The sequence below is a fragment of the Shewanella avicenniae genome (assembly GCF_017354945.1).
In the GTDB taxonomy this organism is placed as follows: domain Bacteria; phylum Pseudomonadota; class Gammaproteobacteria; order Enterobacterales; family Shewanellaceae; genus Shewanella; species Shewanella avicenniae.
In genome coordinates, this window is the sequence record NZ_CP071503.1 from 4,061,917 (window position 1) to 4,080,193 (window position 18,277).

Annotated in this window: 18 protein-coding genes; 5 read left to right on the forward strand and 13 right to left on the reverse strand. The window is 50.3% G+C overall.

The genetic code is table 11. The features are described from left to right. Nucleotides 1-6 precede the first annotated feature (6 nt). Nucleotides 7-603 (reverse strand): YhgN family NAAT transporter, encoded by a 597-nt coding sequence (locus JYB87_RS18000; RefSeq protein ID WP_207354794.1) that lies wholly within the window; start codon nucleotides 601-603, stop codon nucleotides 7-9. A gap of 174 nt (nucleotides 604-777) precedes the next feature. On the opposite strand from JYB87_RS18000, the gene JYB87_RS18005 reads away from it, so the two are divergent. Next, nucleotides 778-2,334 (forward strand): ZIP family metal transporter, encoded by a 1,557-nt coding sequence (locus JYB87_RS18005; protein ID WP_207354795.1) that lies wholly within the window; start codon nucleotides 778-780, stop codon nucleotides 2,332-2,334. Nucleotides 2,335-2,417: 83 nt separating this feature from the next. On the opposite strand, the gene JYB87_RS18010 is transcribed toward JYB87_RS18005, so the two are convergent. The 9 genes from JYB87_RS18010 to JYB87_RS18050 all read right to left on the reverse strand — a co-directional run bounded on the left by JYB87_RS18010 (nucleotide 2,418) and on the right by JYB87_RS18050 (nucleotide 10,382). Next, nucleotides 2,418-3,686: a mechanosensitive ion channel family protein gene (locus JYB87_RS18010; RefSeq protein ID WP_207354796.1), complete on the reverse strand. Its 1,269-nt coding sequence runs from the start codon at nucleotides 3,684-3,686 to the stop codon at nucleotides 2,418-2,420. 97 nt (nucleotides 3,687-3,783) lie between these two features. Next, nucleotides 3,784-4,224, reverse strand: coding sequence for a hypothetical protein (locus tag JYB87_RS18015; RefSeq protein WP_207354797.1), 441 nt, complete (start codon nucleotides 4,222-4,224; stop codon nucleotides 3,784-3,786). 213 nt (nucleotides 4,225-4,437) lie between these two features. Next, nucleotides 4,438-5,253 (reverse strand): bifunctional DNA-formamidopyrimidine glycosylase/DNA-(apurinic or apyrimidinic site) lyase, encoded by an 816-nt coding sequence (gene mutM, locus JYB87_RS18020; RefSeq protein ID WP_207354798.1) that lies wholly within the window; start codon nucleotides 5,251-5,253, stop codon nucleotides 4,438-4,440. 26 nt (nucleotides 5,254-5,279) lie between these two features. Next, complete coding sequence (locus JYB87_RS18025) at nucleotides 5,280-5,738, reverse strand: hypothetical protein (protein WP_207354799.1); 459 nt, start codon at nucleotides 5,736-5,738, stop codon at nucleotides 5,280-5,282. Between the two features lie 29 nt (nucleotides 5,739-5,767). Further along, nucleotides 5,768-7,567 (reverse strand): bifunctional molybdopterin-guanine dinucleotide biosynthesis adaptor protein MobB/molybdopterin molybdotransferase MoeA, encoded by a 1,800-nt coding sequence (locus JYB87_RS18030; protein ID WP_207354800.1) that lies wholly within the window; start codon nucleotides 7,565-7,567, stop codon nucleotides 5,768-5,770. A gap of 11 nt (nucleotides 7,568-7,578) precedes the next feature. Continuing rightward, on the reverse strand, nucleotides 7,579-8,172 hold the full coding sequence (mobA, locus tag JYB87_RS18035; protein WP_207354801.1) for a molybdenum cofactor guanylyltransferase MobA: 594 nt from the start codon (nucleotides 8,170-8,172) through the stop codon (nucleotides 7,579-7,581). A 5-nt stretch (nucleotides 8,173-8,177) separates the two neighbouring features. Further along, a complete protein-coding gene (locus JYB87_RS18040; protein ID WP_207354802.1) occupies nucleotides 8,178-8,861 on the reverse strand; it encodes an ABC transporter ATP-binding protein in 684 nt (227 codons plus the stop codon). A gap of 1 nt (nucleotide 8,862) precedes the next feature. Next, complete coding sequence (locus tag JYB87_RS18045) at nucleotides 8,863-9,570, reverse strand: ABC transporter permease (RefSeq protein WP_207354803.1); 708 nt, start codon at nucleotides 9,568-9,570, stop codon at nucleotides 8,863-8,865. Then, nucleotides 9,570-10,382, reverse strand: a complete 813-nt coding sequence (locus JYB87_RS18050) for a substrate-binding domain-containing protein (RefSeq protein ID WP_207354804.1) — start codon at nucleotides 10,380-10,382, stop codon at nucleotides 9,570-9,572. Before JYB87_RS18050 ends, JYB87_RS18045 begins: the two co-directional genes overlap by 1 nt. A gap of 286 nt (nucleotides 10,383-10,668) precedes the next feature. Between JYB87_RS18050 and JYB87_RS18055 the strand changes: the two genes are divergently transcribed. Then, nucleotides 10,669-12,051, forward strand: coding sequence for a sigma-54-dependent transcriptional regulator (locus JYB87_RS18055; RefSeq protein ID WP_207354805.1), 1,383 nt, complete (start codon nucleotides 10,669-10,671; stop codon nucleotides 12,049-12,051). 2 nt (nucleotides 12,052-12,053) lie between these two features. Further along, the gene (locus tag JYB87_RS18060; RefSeq protein WP_407695820.1) at nucleotides 12,054-14,192 is read left to right on the forward strand and encodes a sensor histidine kinase; all 2,139 of its coding nucleotides are present in this window, start codon (nucleotides 12,054-12,056) and stop codon (nucleotides 14,190-14,192) included. 244 nt (nucleotides 14,193-14,436) lie between these two features. Here JYB87_RS18060 and JYB87_RS18065 read toward each other — a convergent pair whose 3' ends face one another. Next, on the reverse strand, nucleotides 14,437-14,919 hold the full coding sequence (locus JYB87_RS18065; RefSeq protein ID WP_207354806.1) for a hypothetical protein: 483 nt from the start codon (nucleotides 14,917-14,919) through the stop codon (nucleotides 14,437-14,439). A gap of 409 nt (nucleotides 14,920-15,328) precedes the next feature. After that, nucleotides 15,329-16,018: a DNA-3-methyladenine glycosylase I gene (locus tag JYB87_RS18070; protein WP_207354807.1), complete on the reverse strand. Its 690-nt coding sequence runs from the start codon at nucleotides 16,016-16,018 to the stop codon at nucleotides 15,329-15,331. A 128-nt stretch (nucleotides 16,019-16,146) separates the two neighbouring features. On the opposite strand from JYB87_RS18070, the gene JYB87_RS18075 reads away from it, so the two are divergent. After that, the gene (locus tag JYB87_RS18075; protein ID WP_207354808.1) at nucleotides 16,147-17,037 is read left to right on the forward strand and encodes a LysR family transcriptional regulator; all 891 of its coding nucleotides are present in this window, start codon (nucleotides 16,147-16,149) and stop codon (nucleotides 17,035-17,037) included. Nucleotides 17,038-17,087: 50 nt separating this feature from the next. Further along, nucleotides 17,088-17,741, forward strand: a complete 654-nt coding sequence (locus JYB87_RS18080) for a glutathione S-transferase family protein (protein WP_207354809.1) — start codon at nucleotides 17,088-17,090, stop codon at nucleotides 17,739-17,741. Here JYB87_RS18080 and JYB87_RS18085 read toward each other — a convergent pair. Then, entirely contained in the window at nucleotides 17,738-18,271 is a 534-nt protein-coding gene (locus JYB87_RS18085) for a thioesterase family protein (protein ID WP_207354810.1), read from the reverse strand. The two genes, JYB87_RS18080 and JYB87_RS18085, sit on opposite strands and share 4 nt — an antisense overlap. Nucleotides 18,272-18,277: the final 6 nt, after the last annotated feature.

Sequence of the window (18,277 nt, forward strand, 5' to 3'; positions counted from 1 at the left end):
AACCGCTTAGCCGTTGACCGCAGAGAGATACTTAGCCACACCATCGAGCAGCATTTGCACAGAGATCATCACCAACACCATGCCCATCAACCGCTCGACAGCGGTAAGACCTTTATCGCCCAATATACGGTTAAAGGCTTTGTAAAACATCAAGATAATTGAGCTAACTCCCCAAGCCGAGATCAGCGCAACCGTCCACTCAAACATGCGGTTTGGGCCGGTATGAGCCAACAATATCAGTGCGGCAAGGATCGATGGCCCCGCCATTAACGGAATCGCCATCGGTACTATAAAAGGCTCTTCCCCTGCGGGTAACCCAGTGAGGCCACCGGGCTGTGGGAAAATCATTTTCAATGCAATCAGGAACAGAATGATACCGCCGGCGATGCTGACACTTTCAGAACGCAAACTGAGGAAATTCAGAATTGCTTCCCCGGCATAAAGGAACATCAACATGATGACGAGGGCAAAGAGTAATTCTCGAATCAACACCTTACGGCGCTTTTTTGGATCGATATGACGCAAAATAGAGGCAAATACAGGCAGATTGCCCAGAGGGTCCATGATCAGAAACAACATAACTGCGGCGGACAGAATATCCATGAAACTCTCTCATAATGGTGATGAATAAAACGAAGCGGCCATATTGTATAGGTTTTTGGTTGAGTTGTTATGACGTTAGCGGAATATTTCTGATCCACAAAGAATGCAACAGAAGGCTGCTCGAATGGCCGACACTTGGTATACTATGGCGATTTTCCCTAGCCCAGCAGTCACATGACCTATCTGATCGCCAGTTGTATCGCCCTTTTATTTGGCCCAGTTTGCTATCGCTTTCTCAGCAATGGCAGTGGTCTGCATAAAGGTTTAGATGGCTTTATCTTTGTGTCACTCGGTGGCTTGGTACTGATCCATATTCTGCCCGAGCTACTGGAACACGGTGGCATTCTGGCAATCGCCTTTGTGGTATTGGGCTTATGGGGGCCAACGGCCAGTGAAAAACTGTTTCATCGCTACTCAGATCTTACCCACAAATTAACCCTAATTTTCGGTATCTCCGGCTTATTGCTACACACCATCACCGATGGTGGTGCATTAGTGCTGGCACAACAAGGCCAAGGCACGGCGCTGCTGGCGCTTGGTGTGATCCTGCATCGTCTGCCTGTGGGATTAGCGATTTGGTATCTGCTCACACCGCAAGCAGGTCGCCGCTGGGCGATTGTGGTGCTGGGGTTGATGATTCTGCTCACTACATTCGGCTATGTGGCTGGTGAGCAGTTATTGAATCATTTGAGCCTCGACAATACCGTGTATTTACAAGCCTTTGTCACTGGTTCAATTCTGCACGTGGTGATGCATCAACCTCATGCTGATACACCGCTAGACAGCACCAGCCGTTACGAGCTGCACGCAGGGATTGGCAGCTTGCTCGGTATTGGCTTATTGGCATTGCTGCTGTTCACCGAAAACGATGCAGCCGGGCATCACCACCACGAACATAACGATCTGTTTGACTGGCTACTAAGCCTAGCACCCGCCTTACTGCTGATGTTTGTCTTGGCCGCCTGTCGCCGCGTTATCGGATTTTCTAAGTCGCGCCAAACCGGTTGGTTGCGGCAGATGTTGCGTCAAGCCGCACCTGAGATGTGGATATTTGCGATTTTGCTGCTCGGTCCTGCCTACGGGATGATTTTGCTGCTGTTTTCGATGATCAACGCTTGGCTCATCTCCTTCAATCAGCCGCAATCCGGTGATGTGGCAGCCAGTTCAGCCAATTTGATGTCTGATGTTGAACGCTGCGCGCCGTGGATCTTATTGAGCTTGCTGCTGGCCAACCTGATTGGTCATCCATCATTGCCACTGTCAGCCGATTGGGCGCAAGTGCTGTTGCTGATCGCGATTTTTTCGCTGCTCCCCTTTAGTGTGCCGGGCGCAATTGTATTAGCCATGGGCTTGGGCTCAAGTGAGTGGAGTGCCCCCGCAGTTGTGTTCTGCTTGCTGGCGCCGTTAATCCGCGGCCAGATCAGCATGAAAGTAGCCTATTGGAAAATTGCCACTGCCTCAGCATTAAGCTTAGCCGCGCTGGTAATAGTGCATTTTTGGCAACCTCCGACCGTGCAAGTACTGCACTACCCGCAGCCAGTTGAATTTGCAGCGCTGATCGCCACCGCGCTGCTGTTTGCGATAGGTTTGTTGCGCTTGGGTCCACGTAAGTTTTTAGGGCGATTAAAACCCAATATGCCAGCATTGGCGGGTCATCATCACCAACATGCCCATTCCTCACATCAGCACGAACATTCTCACCATCATCAGCATAGTGAACATCATCACTAAACGCATTCAGCCCAAGCCAGCACTGACGACCGACTTGGGCTGATATTGATAACTCACCGCGGCAAGCGGCGGATGACGCTACATTAAGACAATAGCTGACTGCCTTTGAGGCTGCGCACATCTTCACCGGTCGGTGCTTGAAAGGCACGCAAGCCAAACTCAGGCAGAATGGCAAAGATATGGTCAAAGATATCGGATTGGATCTCTTCGTACATCACCCAACGCGTATCATTGGTAAAGATATACAACTCCAATGGTAAGCCTTCGGTGGTTGGCGCCAACTGACGCACCATCAACGTCATCTGTTGATGCACTTTCTCGTGGTGTTTCAGGTACTCCACCAGATAGGCGCGAAACGTGCCCACATTGGTTAAGCGCCGGCCATTCACCACACTGTCCATATCTGACACAGTGGCATTAGATACCATGATTTCGGTGGTTTTACGCGGCAGGTACTCTTTTAAGTAGTTGATTTTCGACAAGTGTTGATAGTCAGCCTCAGTCAGAAAATGGATGGTGTTGATATCAATATTGATTGCTCGTTTGATACGACGGCCACCAGATTCCGACATGCCGCGCCAGTTTTTAAAGGCATCCGACACCAAGGCGTAGGCGGGGATCATCGTTAAGGTGTGGTCCCAGTTACGCACTTTCACGGTGATCAGCGATACCTCTTCCACCGCACCATCAGCGCCATACTTGTCCATCTGGATCCAGTCGCCGGGGCTGACCATGCGGTTGGCCGCCAACTGAATTCCAGCGACAAAACCAAGGATGGTGTCTTTGAACACCAACATCACCAAACCGGTTGCCACACCTAAGCCACTGAGGAAGTACACCGGCGACTGATCGGCCATAATCGACACCGACACGATGGCAGAGACAAAAAACAGAAACAGTTTAAACAGCTGTACAAAGCTTTTGATAGGAATGCGACGGCTAACTAATTTGACGTCTGAAATCTCATTGATTGCATCGAGGGTGGCATACACCGCACGCACAATGGCGAAGATTAACCACACGGTAAGCAACTTGTCGGCAATTTTCTCGGCAATCTGATGCGCGCTCAGTGCCAAGGGGATCAACAGATTAAGCAGCATGATGGGCACGATCATCGACAGTTTTTCAAACACGCGATGACGCACAAAAATATCGTCCCAGCTAACTTTCGAGCGCAGCACCATCAGATTCATGGTGCCCACCACTACCCGGCGGAGGATGAAATACACCAGTGAAGCCAACGCCACCACAGCAAAAACTAAAAGAAACGACGACAACCACCCTGTGGGTTTACTGTCAATGCCTAGCTGCGCTAACCAACTCGACACCATCACCCGTAAGTCTTGATCCACAACTGCCTCACAATGCTCGCAAACGCCCAACCTTAGGCGGAAAAATTACAGCGTAACATAGCGCTCTTAACTGAGCTTGAACAGGGGGAAATTGTGATTAGATCAGTGGCTCGGACAGTTCAACTGCAACCCCATTGGGCTGCTCAATTTTAGCCAGTTCAGCAAGATTAACACCGGAGACTTTCAGTGCCAGCGCATGCTCAGATTCAGCAGCCCATTCCAGACGTAAATTATCTTGGCGGCCTTTAGTGACCAGAGTGGCGGGATATTCAGTCCCCGAATAGAGATTGGTCAGATGCAGATAACTATGCCAACGCTGTGCTGTTTTTACACCACAGTTAGAGAAATGGACTTCCGCCATCCACTTACCATTGGGTGAGGTGGACGATTGCAGCAAAGTATCGTCACATAGCTGTGCGGCGGCAGGCAGCTCAAGCCGCGCCGATAATTCCATGATGGAAAATGACACCACACATAAGGTTGCAGCGACCGCCACAGATTGCAGAATTTTATAGCCAACGGGCGTCAAGGATGACACTGATAATCCCTACTACTTAAACAAGCCCTAATAGAATTAATAGGTTACGTTGGCGGATTGGCAAAGTAAATAAGGCCAATGTTGCACAAGTTGCACCCATTGTCACCATCATGTAAACAATAGTCATTAACCTTATGATCGTACACGGTTTATCTTTTTAGATTTGGCGCTGTTTAGAAACTAAAATGCTTATAGTTATCAGTTATGAGTTAGTCATTTAGGTTGGCAAACCGGGCAAAAGACGGTGGTGCGCTGCCCTAGGCGGATCTCATTGAGCAAACAACCACAGCGATCACACGCTTGCCCGCCGCGACCATAAACATGCAGTTTTTGGGCAAAGTAACCCGGCTTACCCTCAGCATTGGTAAAGTCTTTTAAGGTAGTGCCGCCTTGAGTAATCGCCTGTGCCAAAATCGCTTTTATCGCGGGCACGAGTTCAGCCAACTGCTTGTGAACCAGCTTACCCGCTGGGCGTTGCGGATGAATGCCAGTAGCAAATAACGCCTCATTAGCGTAGATATTCCCCACGCCAACCACAATCGCGTTATCCATCAAGCACAGTTTTATCGCCTTGGATTTGCCAGCTAAAGCCAGTGCTAAATAGTCGAGATTAAACGCCTCACTTAATGGCTCAGGCCCAAGCTTGGCTAACAGTGGATGGGCTTGTTCTGGCAATTCACACCACAACCAAGCGCCAAAGCGACGAGGATCGTTAAATCGCATAATGCGGCCACTTGCCAGCACGAGGTCGATATGATCGTGTTTCGCAATCTCAGTGCGCGCATGAACAATGCGTAAACTGCCAGACATCCCTAAATGCACGATCGTCGTACCGGCATCGGTATCAATCAGTAGATATTTGGCGCGACGACGCACGGCGCGAATAGTTTGACCGACAATCTGCTGCGCTACGTCAGGCACTGGCCAGCGTAACGAGGGGTTGCGGACAATTAATGCGGTGACTTGCTGACCCACTAACCAAGGTTCAACCCCTTGGCGGGTCACTTCGACTTCGGGTAATTCAGGCATGTGCTATCCTGCGATATCAGCAAAAACTATTGTGCTTGGGCTCGTAGCAACGGCCGCAAACCTTCACGTTGGCTGGGAGGGATTTGATACCAATTACCGGCAATTGAGCGCATCAAACCTGCGTTGGCAAACAGCAACCACACTTGCGACTGCTGCTGCCCCACCTGCAACAATAACTCCTCGGGCTGTTCCGTAGGCTGCTGTTGCGCTGTCATCTCAACCGCAGATACCCGCAACTCACGCCAATGTTGCACCCATTGCGGGCAGTTCAATACTCGCTCATCACATTGCCATTGACCACGGTCATCCTGTGCTAACCAAATGCCAGACAGCTGCAGTTGTGTCAGCGGATTTTGTGGGTCAAACAGCTGCACAGTGTCACTAGGGGTGCGGTCAGCATAGCGATCGAGCAAGGTAAGTACCCCAATCATCATCAGCGAAGCAATGATGATAATGTTGTTCCAACGTCGCCGAGTGATCGCCATAAGTTTGTCCGTGTGTTAAGCGCTGTGGATTAGAGTAGCTCAGCAAAAGGCAAAATATACACCAACTCACCCGCATCAATACGTTCGTCTTCTTCACCAACGATCACTAAGCAGTTGGCTTTTACCATGGAGCTGAGCATGCCGGAGCCTTGGGCGCCGGTCGACGACACATGCAACTTGCCATCGGTGCCAAGTGCGGCGATGCCACGGTTAAATTCAGTCCGGCCACTACGGCTACGGAATGTTTCATCCGCAACTGCGGGCAACAGGGTTGGCTGCCAATCTTGTTCGCCAGCTAACTTACGCAGTGCCGGTTGGACAAACATCAAAAATGCCACCATCGCCGCTACCGGGTTACCGGGCAGGCCAAAGAACAGTGCATCGTTAATTTTGCCAAAGGCCAACGGCCGCCCTGGGCGCATATCAATGCGCCAGAAGTGGATTTCGCCAATCGCTGCGAGCACTTTTTTGATGTAGTCAGCATTACCCACTGACACACCACCTGAGCTGATCACCATGTCGGCCCGTTGCGCAGCGCCCGCTAAGGCTGCCGTCAGCGCCGCTTCAGAATCTTCAATAATGCCTAAATCGATCACCTCACAGCCTAAACGGCGTGCCATCGATTTAATAGTGTAACGGTTTGAATCATAGATGCAGTTGGTCTTTAGCTCAGTGCCCGGCTGGCACACCTCGTCACCGGAAGAGAACACCGCCACCACCGGGCGACGTGTCACCGCAAACTCAGCAAAACCAAGCGATGCCAGCAAACCTTGCTCCGCAGCCCCTAGACGGCTGCCGGCCGCTAATGCCACCGCGCCTTTGGCAATATCTTCGCCCGCCAAACGCACGTTTTGCCCCACTTTGATCTTGCTATCTAAGGTCATGAGGCCATCGTGTTCTTGGGCATTCTCACGCGGTTGCACGGTATCGGCGCCCGCGGGCACTGGCGCACCGGTCATAATGCGCACGGCTTGGCCTGCTTGCAGGGTGCCTTGATATTGATAACCAGCACGCACTTCACCGACGACCTCAAATACCTCAGGCAACGGCTCAGCGCCACAAAAGGCAAAACCATCCATAGCCGAATTGGTGTGCTGCGGCACATCCACCGGTGAGATCGCATCGGCGGCGAGCACACGATTTTCAGCGTCATCGAGACTGACGGTTTCGGTGTCAGTTACGGCAGTCACTTGGTTTAGAATGTTTTCCAAGCCTTGGCGCACCGATAAAAATGCTCCGGATGAGCTTAACGCCTGCAATGGCAGTGGGCGCACTTGCGGTTTGGCTTGGTAATTTTTGGCATATTGCTCAACGTAATCGGCAATCTGCGCCACGTTGTTAATATCTAATTGCGCAATGCTTATATCGCTTGGCAATTGAGTATCAGCGCAACAGGCAATCGCCAATACATTCGGGTCTTGGTCGAAAATCAGCGGCTTACCTACCGCTTCACGGTGTAGCTCAATCTTGGGTAAGGCCAGTTTTTTAAAGCCTTCCACCAACACCAAATCGATTTTATCTTGCTCGAGTTGCTGCAGCAGATGGATTAAATCGGGATCGCCGTCCACCGCATCTTCGGTCATCAACGCCCAACGCACATGGGATGCTACCAACATCTGCCGTGCGCCGGCTTTACGCATTTCGTAGCTGTCTTTGCCGGGAATATCCACATCAAAGTTATGATGCGCATGCTTCAGCACCGCTAAACGCAACCCGCGTTGATTCAAGGTTGGGATCAACTGCTTGAGCAGTGTGGTTTTGCCCGTGCCGCTGTAGGCACAAAAACCCAATACCGGAATGGACAACGGATTGATGAAGGCAGTGCTCATAGGTAAACCTCTTAACTTTGGGCGATAGCGTCAGCTAATTGTTGTTTCTCTTCAGGCGTGTTGACGTTGATAAAGGCATTGGGCTGATCAGCAAAGGAGACTTGCGCCACCTTCAAATCGGCGTACCACATATCAATGCGACGGCGACCACTGTCGAGGAATGCCAACATTGAAGGCAGCAGCGAACGTTTAAGTAACAGCACCACGGGTTGTTCCCGCTCGCCATCGGTGGCTACGGCCAAATCGGCGTCTTGAGCCTTGAAAGCAGCCAACATCCGTTCGGCTAAATCCTGTGGAATAAGGGGGCAATCACAAGGAACGGTGAGAATTAACTCGGCAGTTGAAGTCGCCATGGCCGATGACATACCTGATAGCGGGCCAAGATAACCCTGCTGCTGATCGGCAAACACCGGATAACCAAACTCAGCATACTGCGCCTGATTACGGTTGGCATTAATGCGGATCTGCGCCACTTGTGGCGCAATGCGCGCCAGCACATGCGCGACCATCGGCTGGCCAAGCAATTCGACCAAGCCTTTATCGTCACCGCCCATACGTCTCGCCATGCCCCCAGCGAGAATGACGGCTTCTAATTGTTGCGACATTATGGTTATTCTCCAGCCGCTAACGGCTGTCTAATCTCTGATACACGGATCTGCTGTGACTCAATCAACCAACGCTGCTGGCATAGGCCAAACAGAGCGGAATCTTGATGGCTACTGAGCAGCAATCCCGTCCCCTGTTTTTTCAATTCGCCTATCATAGCAAACACTAGCTGTTGAGAAACTCGGTCCATATTAGAAATTGGTTCATCCAGCATCAATAACTGCGGTTTTAATAACCAAGTACGTGCTAATGCTAACCTTTGTCGCTCGCCACCCGATAGATTGGCGGCGCCTGATTTCAGTAGATGACCGAGCTGCGAGAGCTCAATCGCGGCATCTAAACGTTGTAGCTGTTCGGCTTTGGGCAGCTTGCTGTAGCGCTGCGCCAACTTGAGGTTGTAACTCACATCACCGTCAAATAGATAGGGATGTTGATGCAAATACAGCGCGTAACCGAGTAATGGATTAGGTTGCGAAAAACTACGTTGCCGGTTCGCCGCCGTAACCGTGCCACTGCTCGGTTTGACTAACCCTGCCAATACCTTCATTAAGGTGGTTTTGCCGGTGCCGTTATCACCTTCCAGATAAATCACATCACCCTGCTTAAAATCTAACGCGGGAGCGTTAAACAGCGGGCGCTCACCAAAGCGCATGGTGAGATCTTGTACGTGAATATGGTAACCCGACATTCTAATGGCTCCTTGGACGCGAGCCGCCACGCAGCGTGCCCAACAGGAAGTTAAGTACTAAGGATAAAATCAGCAGTACTAACCCTAACGCAATCGCTTGGGCAAAGTCACCTTTACTGGTTTCCAAGGCAATGGCCGTGGGAATATTGCGAGTCACATGAGCAATATTACCGCCTACCATCATCGAGCAGCCAACTTCAGTCACGATGCGATAAAACGCGGCAATAACCGCCATCAACAACGGTACTCGCAGCTCGCGACAAATCACCCAAACCGCATCAAACCAACCTGCGCCCATGGTGCGACAGGTTTCCCACGCACGTTTGTCGGCACTGGTAAATGCCGCTTGGCTCATGGCTACCAGCACCGGCGCGCAGATCATCATCTGACCAATGATCATCCCAGGCTGAGTAAACAGCCAATGTAATTCGCCAAGCGCACCATTACGAGTTAACAGCAGATAAGCCAGCAGCCCAATGACCACTGTGGGAATCGACTGCAGCGTTTGGACGAGGTTAGTAATAATCCACTGACCACGGAAATGGGTAAACGCCAGAATGAAACCGAGCACAATTGAAGGGATTAGGGTGATCAGCAGTGCCGAGAGCGACACAGCGAAAGAAACAGAAATGATCGACCACACTTCTGGGTCGAGAGAAAACAGCAGGCCGAATGCCTGCTGTAATAGTACTAACCAGCCTTCAGACATTACTTTTTGTAAGTCGCTTTAAACAGCTGCTGGCCTTTTACTTGGAAGCCATTAATCAGCGCTTGACCTTCATCAGAACACAACCAATCAGCCAACGCGCGCGCGCCAGCATGGTTCAGCTCTGGATACTTAGCAGAGTTAATCAGAATCACTTGGTATGGGTTTGCCAGTGTTGCACCACCATCGAAATCAACCACCAAGTCGATTTTGCCTTGATATGCGATGTAAGTACCGCGGTCAGACAGGGTGTAACCTTGCAGTTCACTTGCCATCAGCAGAGTTTTACCCATGCCTTGGCCGACTGATTTGTAACCGGCGAAGTCAGTTTTTACGTCAGCCGCTTTCCAAATCAGCACTTCTTTCTTGTTAGTACCTGAGTCATCGCCACGAGATACGAATACAGCACCTGATTTTGCAATTTTAGCGAACGCTTCTTCAGCTGAAGCACTATCACGAATTTTTGCTGGATCAGCTTTTGGTCCCAATACCACAAAGTCGTTTTCCATGATGCCGCGAGGTTCAACACCGAAACCATCAGCCACAAATTTGGCTTCTGCTTTTGGCGCGTGCGTCATCACCAAATCCACATCTCCTTGCTCACCCAACTTCAACGCTTTACCGGTACCTGTCGCAATCACCTGTACTTTGTAGCCAGTTTTGGCTTCAAATTTAGGCAGCAGATACCCCAACAAACCTGAGTTATCAGTACTGGTGGTAGTCGCCAGTTTCACGGTTTCTTGAGCATAAACAGAGGAAGCGAACATCATTCCTGCTGCAACAGCGTAGCCCATCATTTTTTTCATTTTAAGCATGGTTGCTCCTTGGCTTAATAACCTTAATTAGTGAGCAATATTTAAATGAATGCGGTACTCACTAATTACGTGTGCCTGCCCCATTAGCAAGATAGATGCCAGCTACTAATATGAATAACTTGTGAGCGTCACCCCAACCTTTAGGTGATCTATATCGCAATTAAACCAAAAACACACCAGACAATTTGTCTCAGCACAACAATAGAATGCCCCATAGTGACCAAATGTTGTGAACTCAATGGTAGAATGGCCAACAAAGAAGTCAGAATGTCCAAGTAAGATAACTATGAGCCAAATTGATACACCATTAAAGCCATTGCCGTCTGCTGTCTCTGTGTTGATTGTGGATGATGAGCCAGGGATGCGCAGCTTTTTAAGTAAAGCGTTAGTAAAGAAATTTGCCCTCGTTGAGACTGCCGCCAGTATCGAAGAAGCCGAGCAACTGCGTAGCCGTTGCCATTTTGATCTGCTGATTGTCGACATCCGCTTGCCCGGTCGTTCCGGCATCGAGTGGCGCGAAGCGCTTGATGATAATGAACGCCGCTCTGACATCATTTTTATGACCGGTTACGCCGATATGGATGTCGCCATTCAAGCGCTGCGCGCTGGTGCCTCTGACTTTATTCTCAAGCCATTTCACCTCGACCAAATGATGCAAGCGGTTGACCGCTGTATCGAACGCCGCCTGCTGAAACGGGAAAACCTGATGCTGCGCCGCGATATGTCGCTTGGCTATTCATCGACCCTGATTGGCAATAGCGATGCGATGACCGAGGTAAAACGCATTATCGAGCGTGTAGCCCCGACCAACGCCGTGGTGTTGATTGAAGGTGAGTCCGGCACAGGTAAAGAACTTGTTGCCCGCCAACTGCACGCATCAAGCGGTCGTCGCGGCCCATTTGTGCCAGTCAACTGCGGCTCAATTGCGCCCGAATTACTCGAAAGCGAACTGTTTGGCCATACCGCAGGGTCGTTCACCGGTGCCAAAGGCAACCGTGAAGGGCTATTTAGCTTTGCCTCTGGAGGCACCATCTTCCTAGATGAAATTGGCGAAATGCCGTTGAAGATGCAGACCTCGCTATTGCGGGTACTAGAGCAAAAGTCGATTCGCCCCGTGGGCAGCGAAAAAGAGATTAATATTGATGTCCGGGTGGTGGCAGCCACCAACCGTAAACTGCAGGATGAAGTGGAAGAAGGTAACTTCCGTCGCGATCTGTTCTACCGCTTGAACGTGTTGAATATCATGATCCCACCGCTGCGTGATCGCCCTGAAGATGTGGTGGAACTGACCCATCACTTTACCCGCCAACTCGGCACCGAACTTGGGGTGCGCGAAGTCGTCTGGAGCCATGAAGATCTGCTCAAACTGCAGCAATATGAATGGCCAGGTAACACCCGTGAACTGCGCAATATGATTGAACGCTGCTTGCTGCTCGGCAAGCCGCCAGCAGAATACTGGAAAGATCTGCCCAAAGCAGAGCAACCCGTGCAAAGCGGTTATCCAATGGATTGGGCGCTAAAAGATGTGGAAAAAGATCACGTGACGGCGGTCGTCGCTGCCCATGGTGGCAATAAATCGGCGGCGGCACGTGTGCTGGGCGTATCGCGTAAAACCCTCGACCGTAAGTACAAAGAGTGGTTCGATAGCGACGCCGAGCAGGAGTTCTAATCGTGCCGCTGTTTCAACGCTTGTTTGGTGTCACCTGGCGACAGATGCAGGCCAAGGTACGTTATAAGATCTTGATCTTAACCCTGTTGCCGATCCTGCTGACGCTGGTCAGCTTGGTGTTTATCACCATTTACTGGAATATCAGTTACACCGGCAAGCAGCTGTTTATGAAGGTAAAAGCTGACTTAACAGTCGCGGTAAACACCCTGTCTTCGGTGCAACAAAACCAAGAGCGGCTGCTGGATCGGATTAAAAACTCCTATGAGTTTCAAACCTATATGCGCGCCGCGGTTGCGGGTGATCAGCAGCAGTTAGTTGAACTCAAACGTTTCTTAGTCGAGCAAAAAAAAGCACATCAGCTCGACTTTCTGCAGCTGGTGAGTATCGATAGCGCATCGCAAGACCCGGATTTACGCCAGATGTTGCCGCTGCTCAACGACAGTGGCGCCCATTCTGGCTTAATGGTGCTCCCCGCCGCGCGACTGGCACGGATTGATGCCAATCTGCCATTAAAGGCGCGCCTGCCGCTGATTGCCACCCCGCGCGCCCATACGCCATCGCATGCTGAAGAAACTCGCGGCTTATTGAGTCGCAGTGTGTTAGCCATCAACGGTAGCAGTGGCACGCCAGCCTGGTTCCTTGATGGTGGCACGCTGATCAACGGTGATAACCGTATCGTCGACCATATTCGCGATCTGGTATACGACAAAGGCACCCTGCCGGAACGCTCCGTCGGCACAGTCACCATCTTCCTTGATAATATTCGGGTCAGCACGAACGTGCCGCTCAAAATCGATACCCTCAATCAACGTATCGAAGGCCGCGCCCTCGGCACCTTAGTGTCAGAAGAAGTACGCTCGCAGGTATTAGCCAAAGGCGAGTTATGGCTAGATCGCGCATTTGTTTACAACGACTGGTTTATCTCGGCCTATGCGCCACTGGAAGACGTTCGCGGTCAACGCATCGGTATGATCTACACGGGTTTTTCCGAAGCACCCTTCATTCATAACTATCTGCTCAACATTATCGAGCTCGGCACCATTCTGATGCTAGTGTTACTGGTGTCGGGCATGTTGGTTTATCGCGGCGCTTATAGTTTGCTGCAACCTATTGAACGGATTCACCATGTGGTTAACGCGGTGCAATCTGGGCGCAACCTGCGCATTGGTGAACTCGGGTTAGAAAGCGATAACGAACTGTCGAATCTGGCGGAGCAGTTCGACAACATGCTGGATCTGCTGCAACGGCGCAACGCGCAAATTCAAGCAGCTGCCGAACAGTTGGAAATGAAGGTTGAAGAGCGTACTCGCAGCTTGCAGGAAAAAACCGAAGAGCTAGAACGCAACGTTAAATTATTAAACGAAACCCGCCACCAGCTGGTAACCAACGAAAAACTGACTGCGCTCGGTGAATTAACAGCGGGGATTGCCCATGAGATCAATAACCCCACTGCGGTTATCCTCGGCAACATGGAGCTGATGCGCTATGAACTTGGCGATAACGCTACCGTGGTGCAAGAGGAGATCGACTTGGTGATCCAGCAGGTAGGACGGATCAGCACTATCATTCGTAGCTTGTTGCAATACAGTCGCCCAGGGGAATTTAATGCACCGCTGGAGTTGCAACAAACTGGCCCCATCATTGACGAAATGCAGTTGTTAGTACGTCACTCGCTAGGCAAACAACAGGTGGTGTTACTGCCGGAACTGCACGCCAGTTGCGCGGTAGAGGTGAATCGCCCGCAACTGCTGCAAGTGTTAATTAACATGGTGATGAACGCCGCCCACGCGATGGATGGCAAAGGCCGGATCTGGATCCGCAGTCGTGATTGGCTGCAAGACGATGAGATCATCGGGGTTAAGATTGAGATTGAAGATGAAGGCTGCGGTATTCCAGAAGAGCAAGTGGGGCGGATTTTTGATCCATTCTACACCACCCGCAAAGACGGTACTGGCTTAGGTTTGTCACTCAGTTACGGCTTAATTAAGCGTTTAGGTGGCACCATTGATGTGAGTTCTGAAGTAAATAAGGGCACGACGTTTACCATTTCACTGCGCCTCAAAGCGCAAGAAAGCCAGTCACTGCCATTTGAAGGCCTGTTATTCGACAACAGCGACAACGACCCGGTCGATAGCCACTAGCGCCTTTGAAAACACCTAAAAAAGACGCCGATGAAATTCATCGGCGCAAAGAGTGTGTGAGCAATGATGTGCATGCAAACTCGAAATCTTCTGCCTCAATAACGCGCATATCCGTGCAAGAGTCAGCAGAGAGTTTTGGAACGCAAACAGATGATAATAATTCTCATTTGATTTTACAACGGTTTGCGCCATTCTTTACAAATCACCGCAAAAGCGCATCGCGCATCAGCTTGACCAGCGGCTATTACGCTGCTTTCAACTGCCCTTGCATATGCAACTCAATCATGTCGAACTCGGCAACAGCCGCCTTCAATGCCGCTGCATCACCTTGTAAATCATACAGCTGCGGCGATTTCACCATCATCTGACTGGCATAAGCCGCTTTACCCAACAGCTCTAGCTCAATTTTAAACGCTTTGTTGTTTTGGGTGATCAGGCAGTATTTCAGTTGCTCAAACCCATACTGCTTATTCTCAATGCTGAGCTGCTGCGCGACAAAATCCAGCACAATTAGTTTCGGCGCGCTGACAAACTTGAAAAAGCGCACAAATAGCCAACCCAAAGCCGCAAGCGCTGCCGCCACTAAAAACAGCGCCTTACCACGCAAACTGTCTGGCACAGAATCAAGCGCCAACTGTACCCACGCAATCGAACTAAATAACCACAGCAACAACGGCGCCAGCAGAAAACTGGCAAAATGCTGCCGAGAAAATTGATAAGTGTTCAAACAACTCACCTTAACAAATCACTGATACAAAAATGAGGACGACAGCATAGCGGAATTAACCCGCGCGAGACAGGCTGGATTTGTTGTCGCTAAATGTGCAGAGCTGCAAAATTCAGCAAACATCGGCAGGATAAAGCCAACGCTTCGCCATGTTCTGTCCAAAAAAGATAAAAAAAAACGCCGATGAGATTCATCGGCGCAAAGAGTGTGTGAGCAATGTCGTGCTATGCAAACTCAGGAACACCATAACGAGTTAACGGTTGTGCATACCTTCGTTAGGAGATGAGTTTTGGAACGCAAACTAACGATAATCATTCTCATTTGTGTTTGCAACCACTTTTTACCAATTTTGCTTATTTTTTGTTAGTCGCGTGCTGCCGCCATGACATAAGCGCGACAACACCAACGGCTACAAGCGGTTATCACCTACACTACAGGCGATAATGCGCGAGATTTCTGCCATGCTGCGGCCACTGCTTTGCTGCCAATGGTTAAATGCCGCTTGCACCTGTGCCAAGCCAGTTTTTGAGCTAAAGCCAGCATCCACCAGCTTATGCACCAACAGATAGCCTTTGATATCTTCTGTCAGCAAAAAGGTATCTTTGCCGATACGCCGTAGAAAGTAAGGCCCTGTATTACCACCGAGTCGGCTGCCTTGGCGCTTCAACGCTTGCCACAGTCCGGTGATCTCTTCGGTCGGCCACAGTGCAATGTAGCGTGCTAAACTGCCATGGTCCTGCATAATGTCGCGGATCATCAGCGCGTTATCGTAGATCGCTTGCGTCTTGGCTAAATGGCGGATTAACTGCGGATCTTCGGCACGCTGTTGCAGTTGCTCCGGCGACAGCAGCATCACCTTGCTCGGCTCGAAATCAAAAAATGCTTTTTGGTAGGCTGGCCATTTGGCTTCCACCACCTTCCACACAAAGCCGCTTTGAAACACCTGCATACTCATCGCCGACAACAACTCAGCGTCGCTGTACTGCATAATCTCATCACTGCTCAAGCTTTGCGGCAGCAAACTTTCTAAATGCGCTTCACCGCCCTTACGTTCACAGGCGCGGGCATATATGTCATCAAACGCTTCCAGTTTCATCATGAACTCCCTCTCTTCTCAAACGGGGCATGGGCGATAACAATGAACTTTTCTCTTCAAAAATAGCCCAAATAACTAATTGATGCTTAACTTAGGTTTTTGGTTAACATCATTAAACAAGCGGTGAAGCTATGGACGCCACACATCTGTACCGCATGCTGGTATTTGCTAACGTTGTTGAACAAGGGTCGCTGACGGGAGCGGCACAACAATTGGACATTAGTCGCTCCATGGTGAGCCAGCATCTGAAAAATCTCGAAACCACGCTAGAGCAACAGCTGCTTGAGCGTACGACCCGAAGCTTAGCGCTCACCCAAGCAGGCCGAGATTTTTATTATCACTGTGCTGAACTGACCCAAATGGCCAAACAAGCACAGCAGGCAGTAATGCCAGCAGATGATCAGCTGTACGGCAATATCCGGTTAGCCTTGCCAGAGGCATGGGCGACAGCGAAATTTATGCCGCTGATTGGCGCATTTCATCGCCAATATCCCAAGTTGCAGCTCACGCTAACCTTAGAGCAGCACAATGGCGCCGCCCAAGATTTGCAGCCGGATGTGCGCATCATCATCGCTGAAAATCCAGTGGCGGAAGCGGCACTGCCATTAGGTCAGGTTCAGCCGGTGTTAGTGGCCAGTGCCGAATATCTTGCCGCCCATGGTAAACCGCTGCATCCCGATAGTTTGCCGCAGTTTCATTGGTTAGCGGCCAACGCCAGTCAATTGCCGAGCAGCTGGCAATTGACCGATAGCACAGGCCAACAATATCGTTTGAGACTAACCCCGTTTGCCAGTTGCAACAGTGTGGTAGCGCTCAAAAGCTTAACTGAACAGGGATTGGGCATCGCCTGTTTACCCGATTACCTATGCACCGAGGAGCTTGCAACAGGCCGCTTAGTGGCGGTATTACCCAGTTATCATCTAGCCGCAAGACAGCTTTACGCAATGCATAGATTTGGCGAAAACACGCCTCAACGCATTGGCGTATTACTGAAGTTTTTGCAGGAGAATTTTGCCCAATAAGCGCCTGCGGAACTACAGTTAAGAAGCTGTCCTTTTAGGAGCCGTAGTATATGGAGCTTTTTTACAATCCGCTGTCACGATCCAGTCAAAAGGTACTGATTGCGTTATATGAAAAGCAGGCTAATTTTTTCCCACGCATTATTCATCTTCACGACCCGCTGGAGCGGCGCAGCTTTGCCGACTGTTACCCATTATGCTCACTGCCGTTGTTGGTAACCAAAGATGGCCTCGAAATTCCTGATTCCAGCAGCATTATTGAGTATGTTGAACAGAAGATCCCCGCAGGTACTCAGCTATGTCCTCCAGAGCCTGCGCGCAATCTGCGTAATCGCATGCTCGACCGGCTGATTGATAATCAGCTCTACCGCACCCTGTACGAAATGGAAAAACATCTGCACTTGCCTGAACATCTGCAGCAACCTCTGATTATCAGACAACAGCAAAAGCAGCTCAAAATCGTGCTCAACGAGTTAGAAAAACACCTCAGGCAACAGCATTGGTTGTGTGGCAATGGCTTTACCATGGCCGATTGCGCGCTGATCCCAGCGCTTTATAGCTTGCCGAAGGAAATCCGCCTGATGGAGTTTTTTGAGTTGAACCGTTACCGCCAGCAAGCGGAACTCAGAGGCTCATGGAGCTTGGTAAAAGAGGAAATCGAACAAGTGCAATCAGAGTTACACAGCGGTATTCAGCCGCAATCTTAAACAATATTTTCATCCTTTTTACGCTGTAACATCGCCTTCCATTCCTGCACCGATGGCGGCAACATCGGTGCCTCACCGCTAAAACCCACCTGTGCAATCAGCTCTTCGGTAGTAATTTTGCGCCGTTTACACATAAACAAGCCTCGTACGTTGGCGATGGCATGCAGACCACGGTCGCTAACAAAACGCTGTTCAATATAGAAGTATTTATCGTCCCAACCGAGCACGCGAGTTTCCAGCCAAAACTTCTGCAATGGCTTGATATCTTTAACAAAGGTAAATTCAGAGGCATTCACCACCGGTAACCATTTGAGTTTAAGTAGCGGCTTGAGCTGCTGCATTTCTGCCAGCATATAGGTGCGACCAATATCCATCAGCGCCGGATAGCGGGCATTGGTGAGATGCAAATTGATGTCGCAATCGCTCGGCCACACCCGATAAGCCATGCGGCTCGTGTCTAAAAAGCCTATCTGGGTGATATGCCGTAAGCGCCATACAAACAACCACAGCAAGCGAAAATAGAGGTTCATTGAATC

What these genes read in the sequence shown, in the direction of transcription:
- JYB87_RS18075 (WP_207354808.1), top strand. Translation starts at nt 16,147, where the DNA reads ATGGACGCCACACATCTGTACCGCATGCTGGTATTTGCTAACGTTGTT.
- JYB87_RS18085 (WP_207354810.1), bottom strand. Translation starts at nt 18,271, where the DNA reads ATGAACCTCTATTTTCGCTTGCTGTGGTTGTTTGTATGGCGCTTACGG.
- JYB87_RS18070 (WP_207354807.1), bottom strand. Translation starts at nt 16,018, where the DNA reads ATGATGAAACTGGAAGCGTTTGATGACATATATGCCCGCGCCTGTGAA.
- JYB87_RS18045 (WP_207354803.1), bottom strand. Translation starts at nt 9,570, where the DNA reads ATGTCTGAAGGCTGGTTAGTACTATTACAGCAGGCATTCGGCCTGCTG.
- JYB87_RS18050 (WP_207354804.1), bottom strand. Translation starts at nt 10,382, where the DNA reads ATGCTTAAAATGAAAAAAATGATGGGCTACGCTGTTGCAGCAGGAATG.
- JYB87_RS18000 (WP_207354794.1), bottom strand. Translation starts at nt 603, where the DNA reads ATGGATATTCTGTCCGCCGCAGTTATGTTGTTTCTGATCATGGACCCT.
- JYB87_RS18005 (WP_207354795.1), top strand. Translation starts at nt 778, where the DNA reads ATGACCTATCTGATCGCCAGTTGTATCGCCCTTTTATTTGGCCCAGTT.
- JYB87_RS18080 (WP_207354809.1), top strand. Translation starts at nt 17,088, where the DNA reads ATGGAGCTTTTTTACAATCCGCTGTCACGATCCAGTCAAAAGGTACTG.
- JYB87_RS18030 (WP_207354800.1), bottom strand. Translation starts at nt 7,567, where the DNA reads ATGAGCACTGCCTTCATCAATCCGTTGTCCATTCCGGTATTGGGTTTT.
- JYB87_RS18040 (WP_207354802.1), bottom strand. Translation starts at nt 8,861, where the DNA reads ATGTCGGGTTACCATATTCACGTACAAGATCTCACCATGCGCTTTGGT.
- mobA (WP_207354801.1), bottom strand. Translation starts at nt 8,172, where the DNA reads ATGTCGCAACAATTAGAAGCCGTCATTCTCGCTGGGGGCATGGCGAGA.
- mutM (WP_207354798.1), bottom strand. Translation starts at nt 5,253, where the DNA reads ATGCCTGAATTACCCGAAGTCGAAGTGACCCGCCAAGGGGTTGAACCT.
- JYB87_RS18055 (WP_207354805.1), top strand. Translation starts at nt 10,669, where the DNA reads ATGAGCCAAATTGATACACCATTAAAGCCATTGCCGTCTGCTGTCTCT.
- JYB87_RS18025 (WP_207354799.1), bottom strand. Translation starts at nt 5,738, where the DNA reads ATGGCGATCACTCGGCGACGTTGGAACAACATTATCATCATTGCTTCG.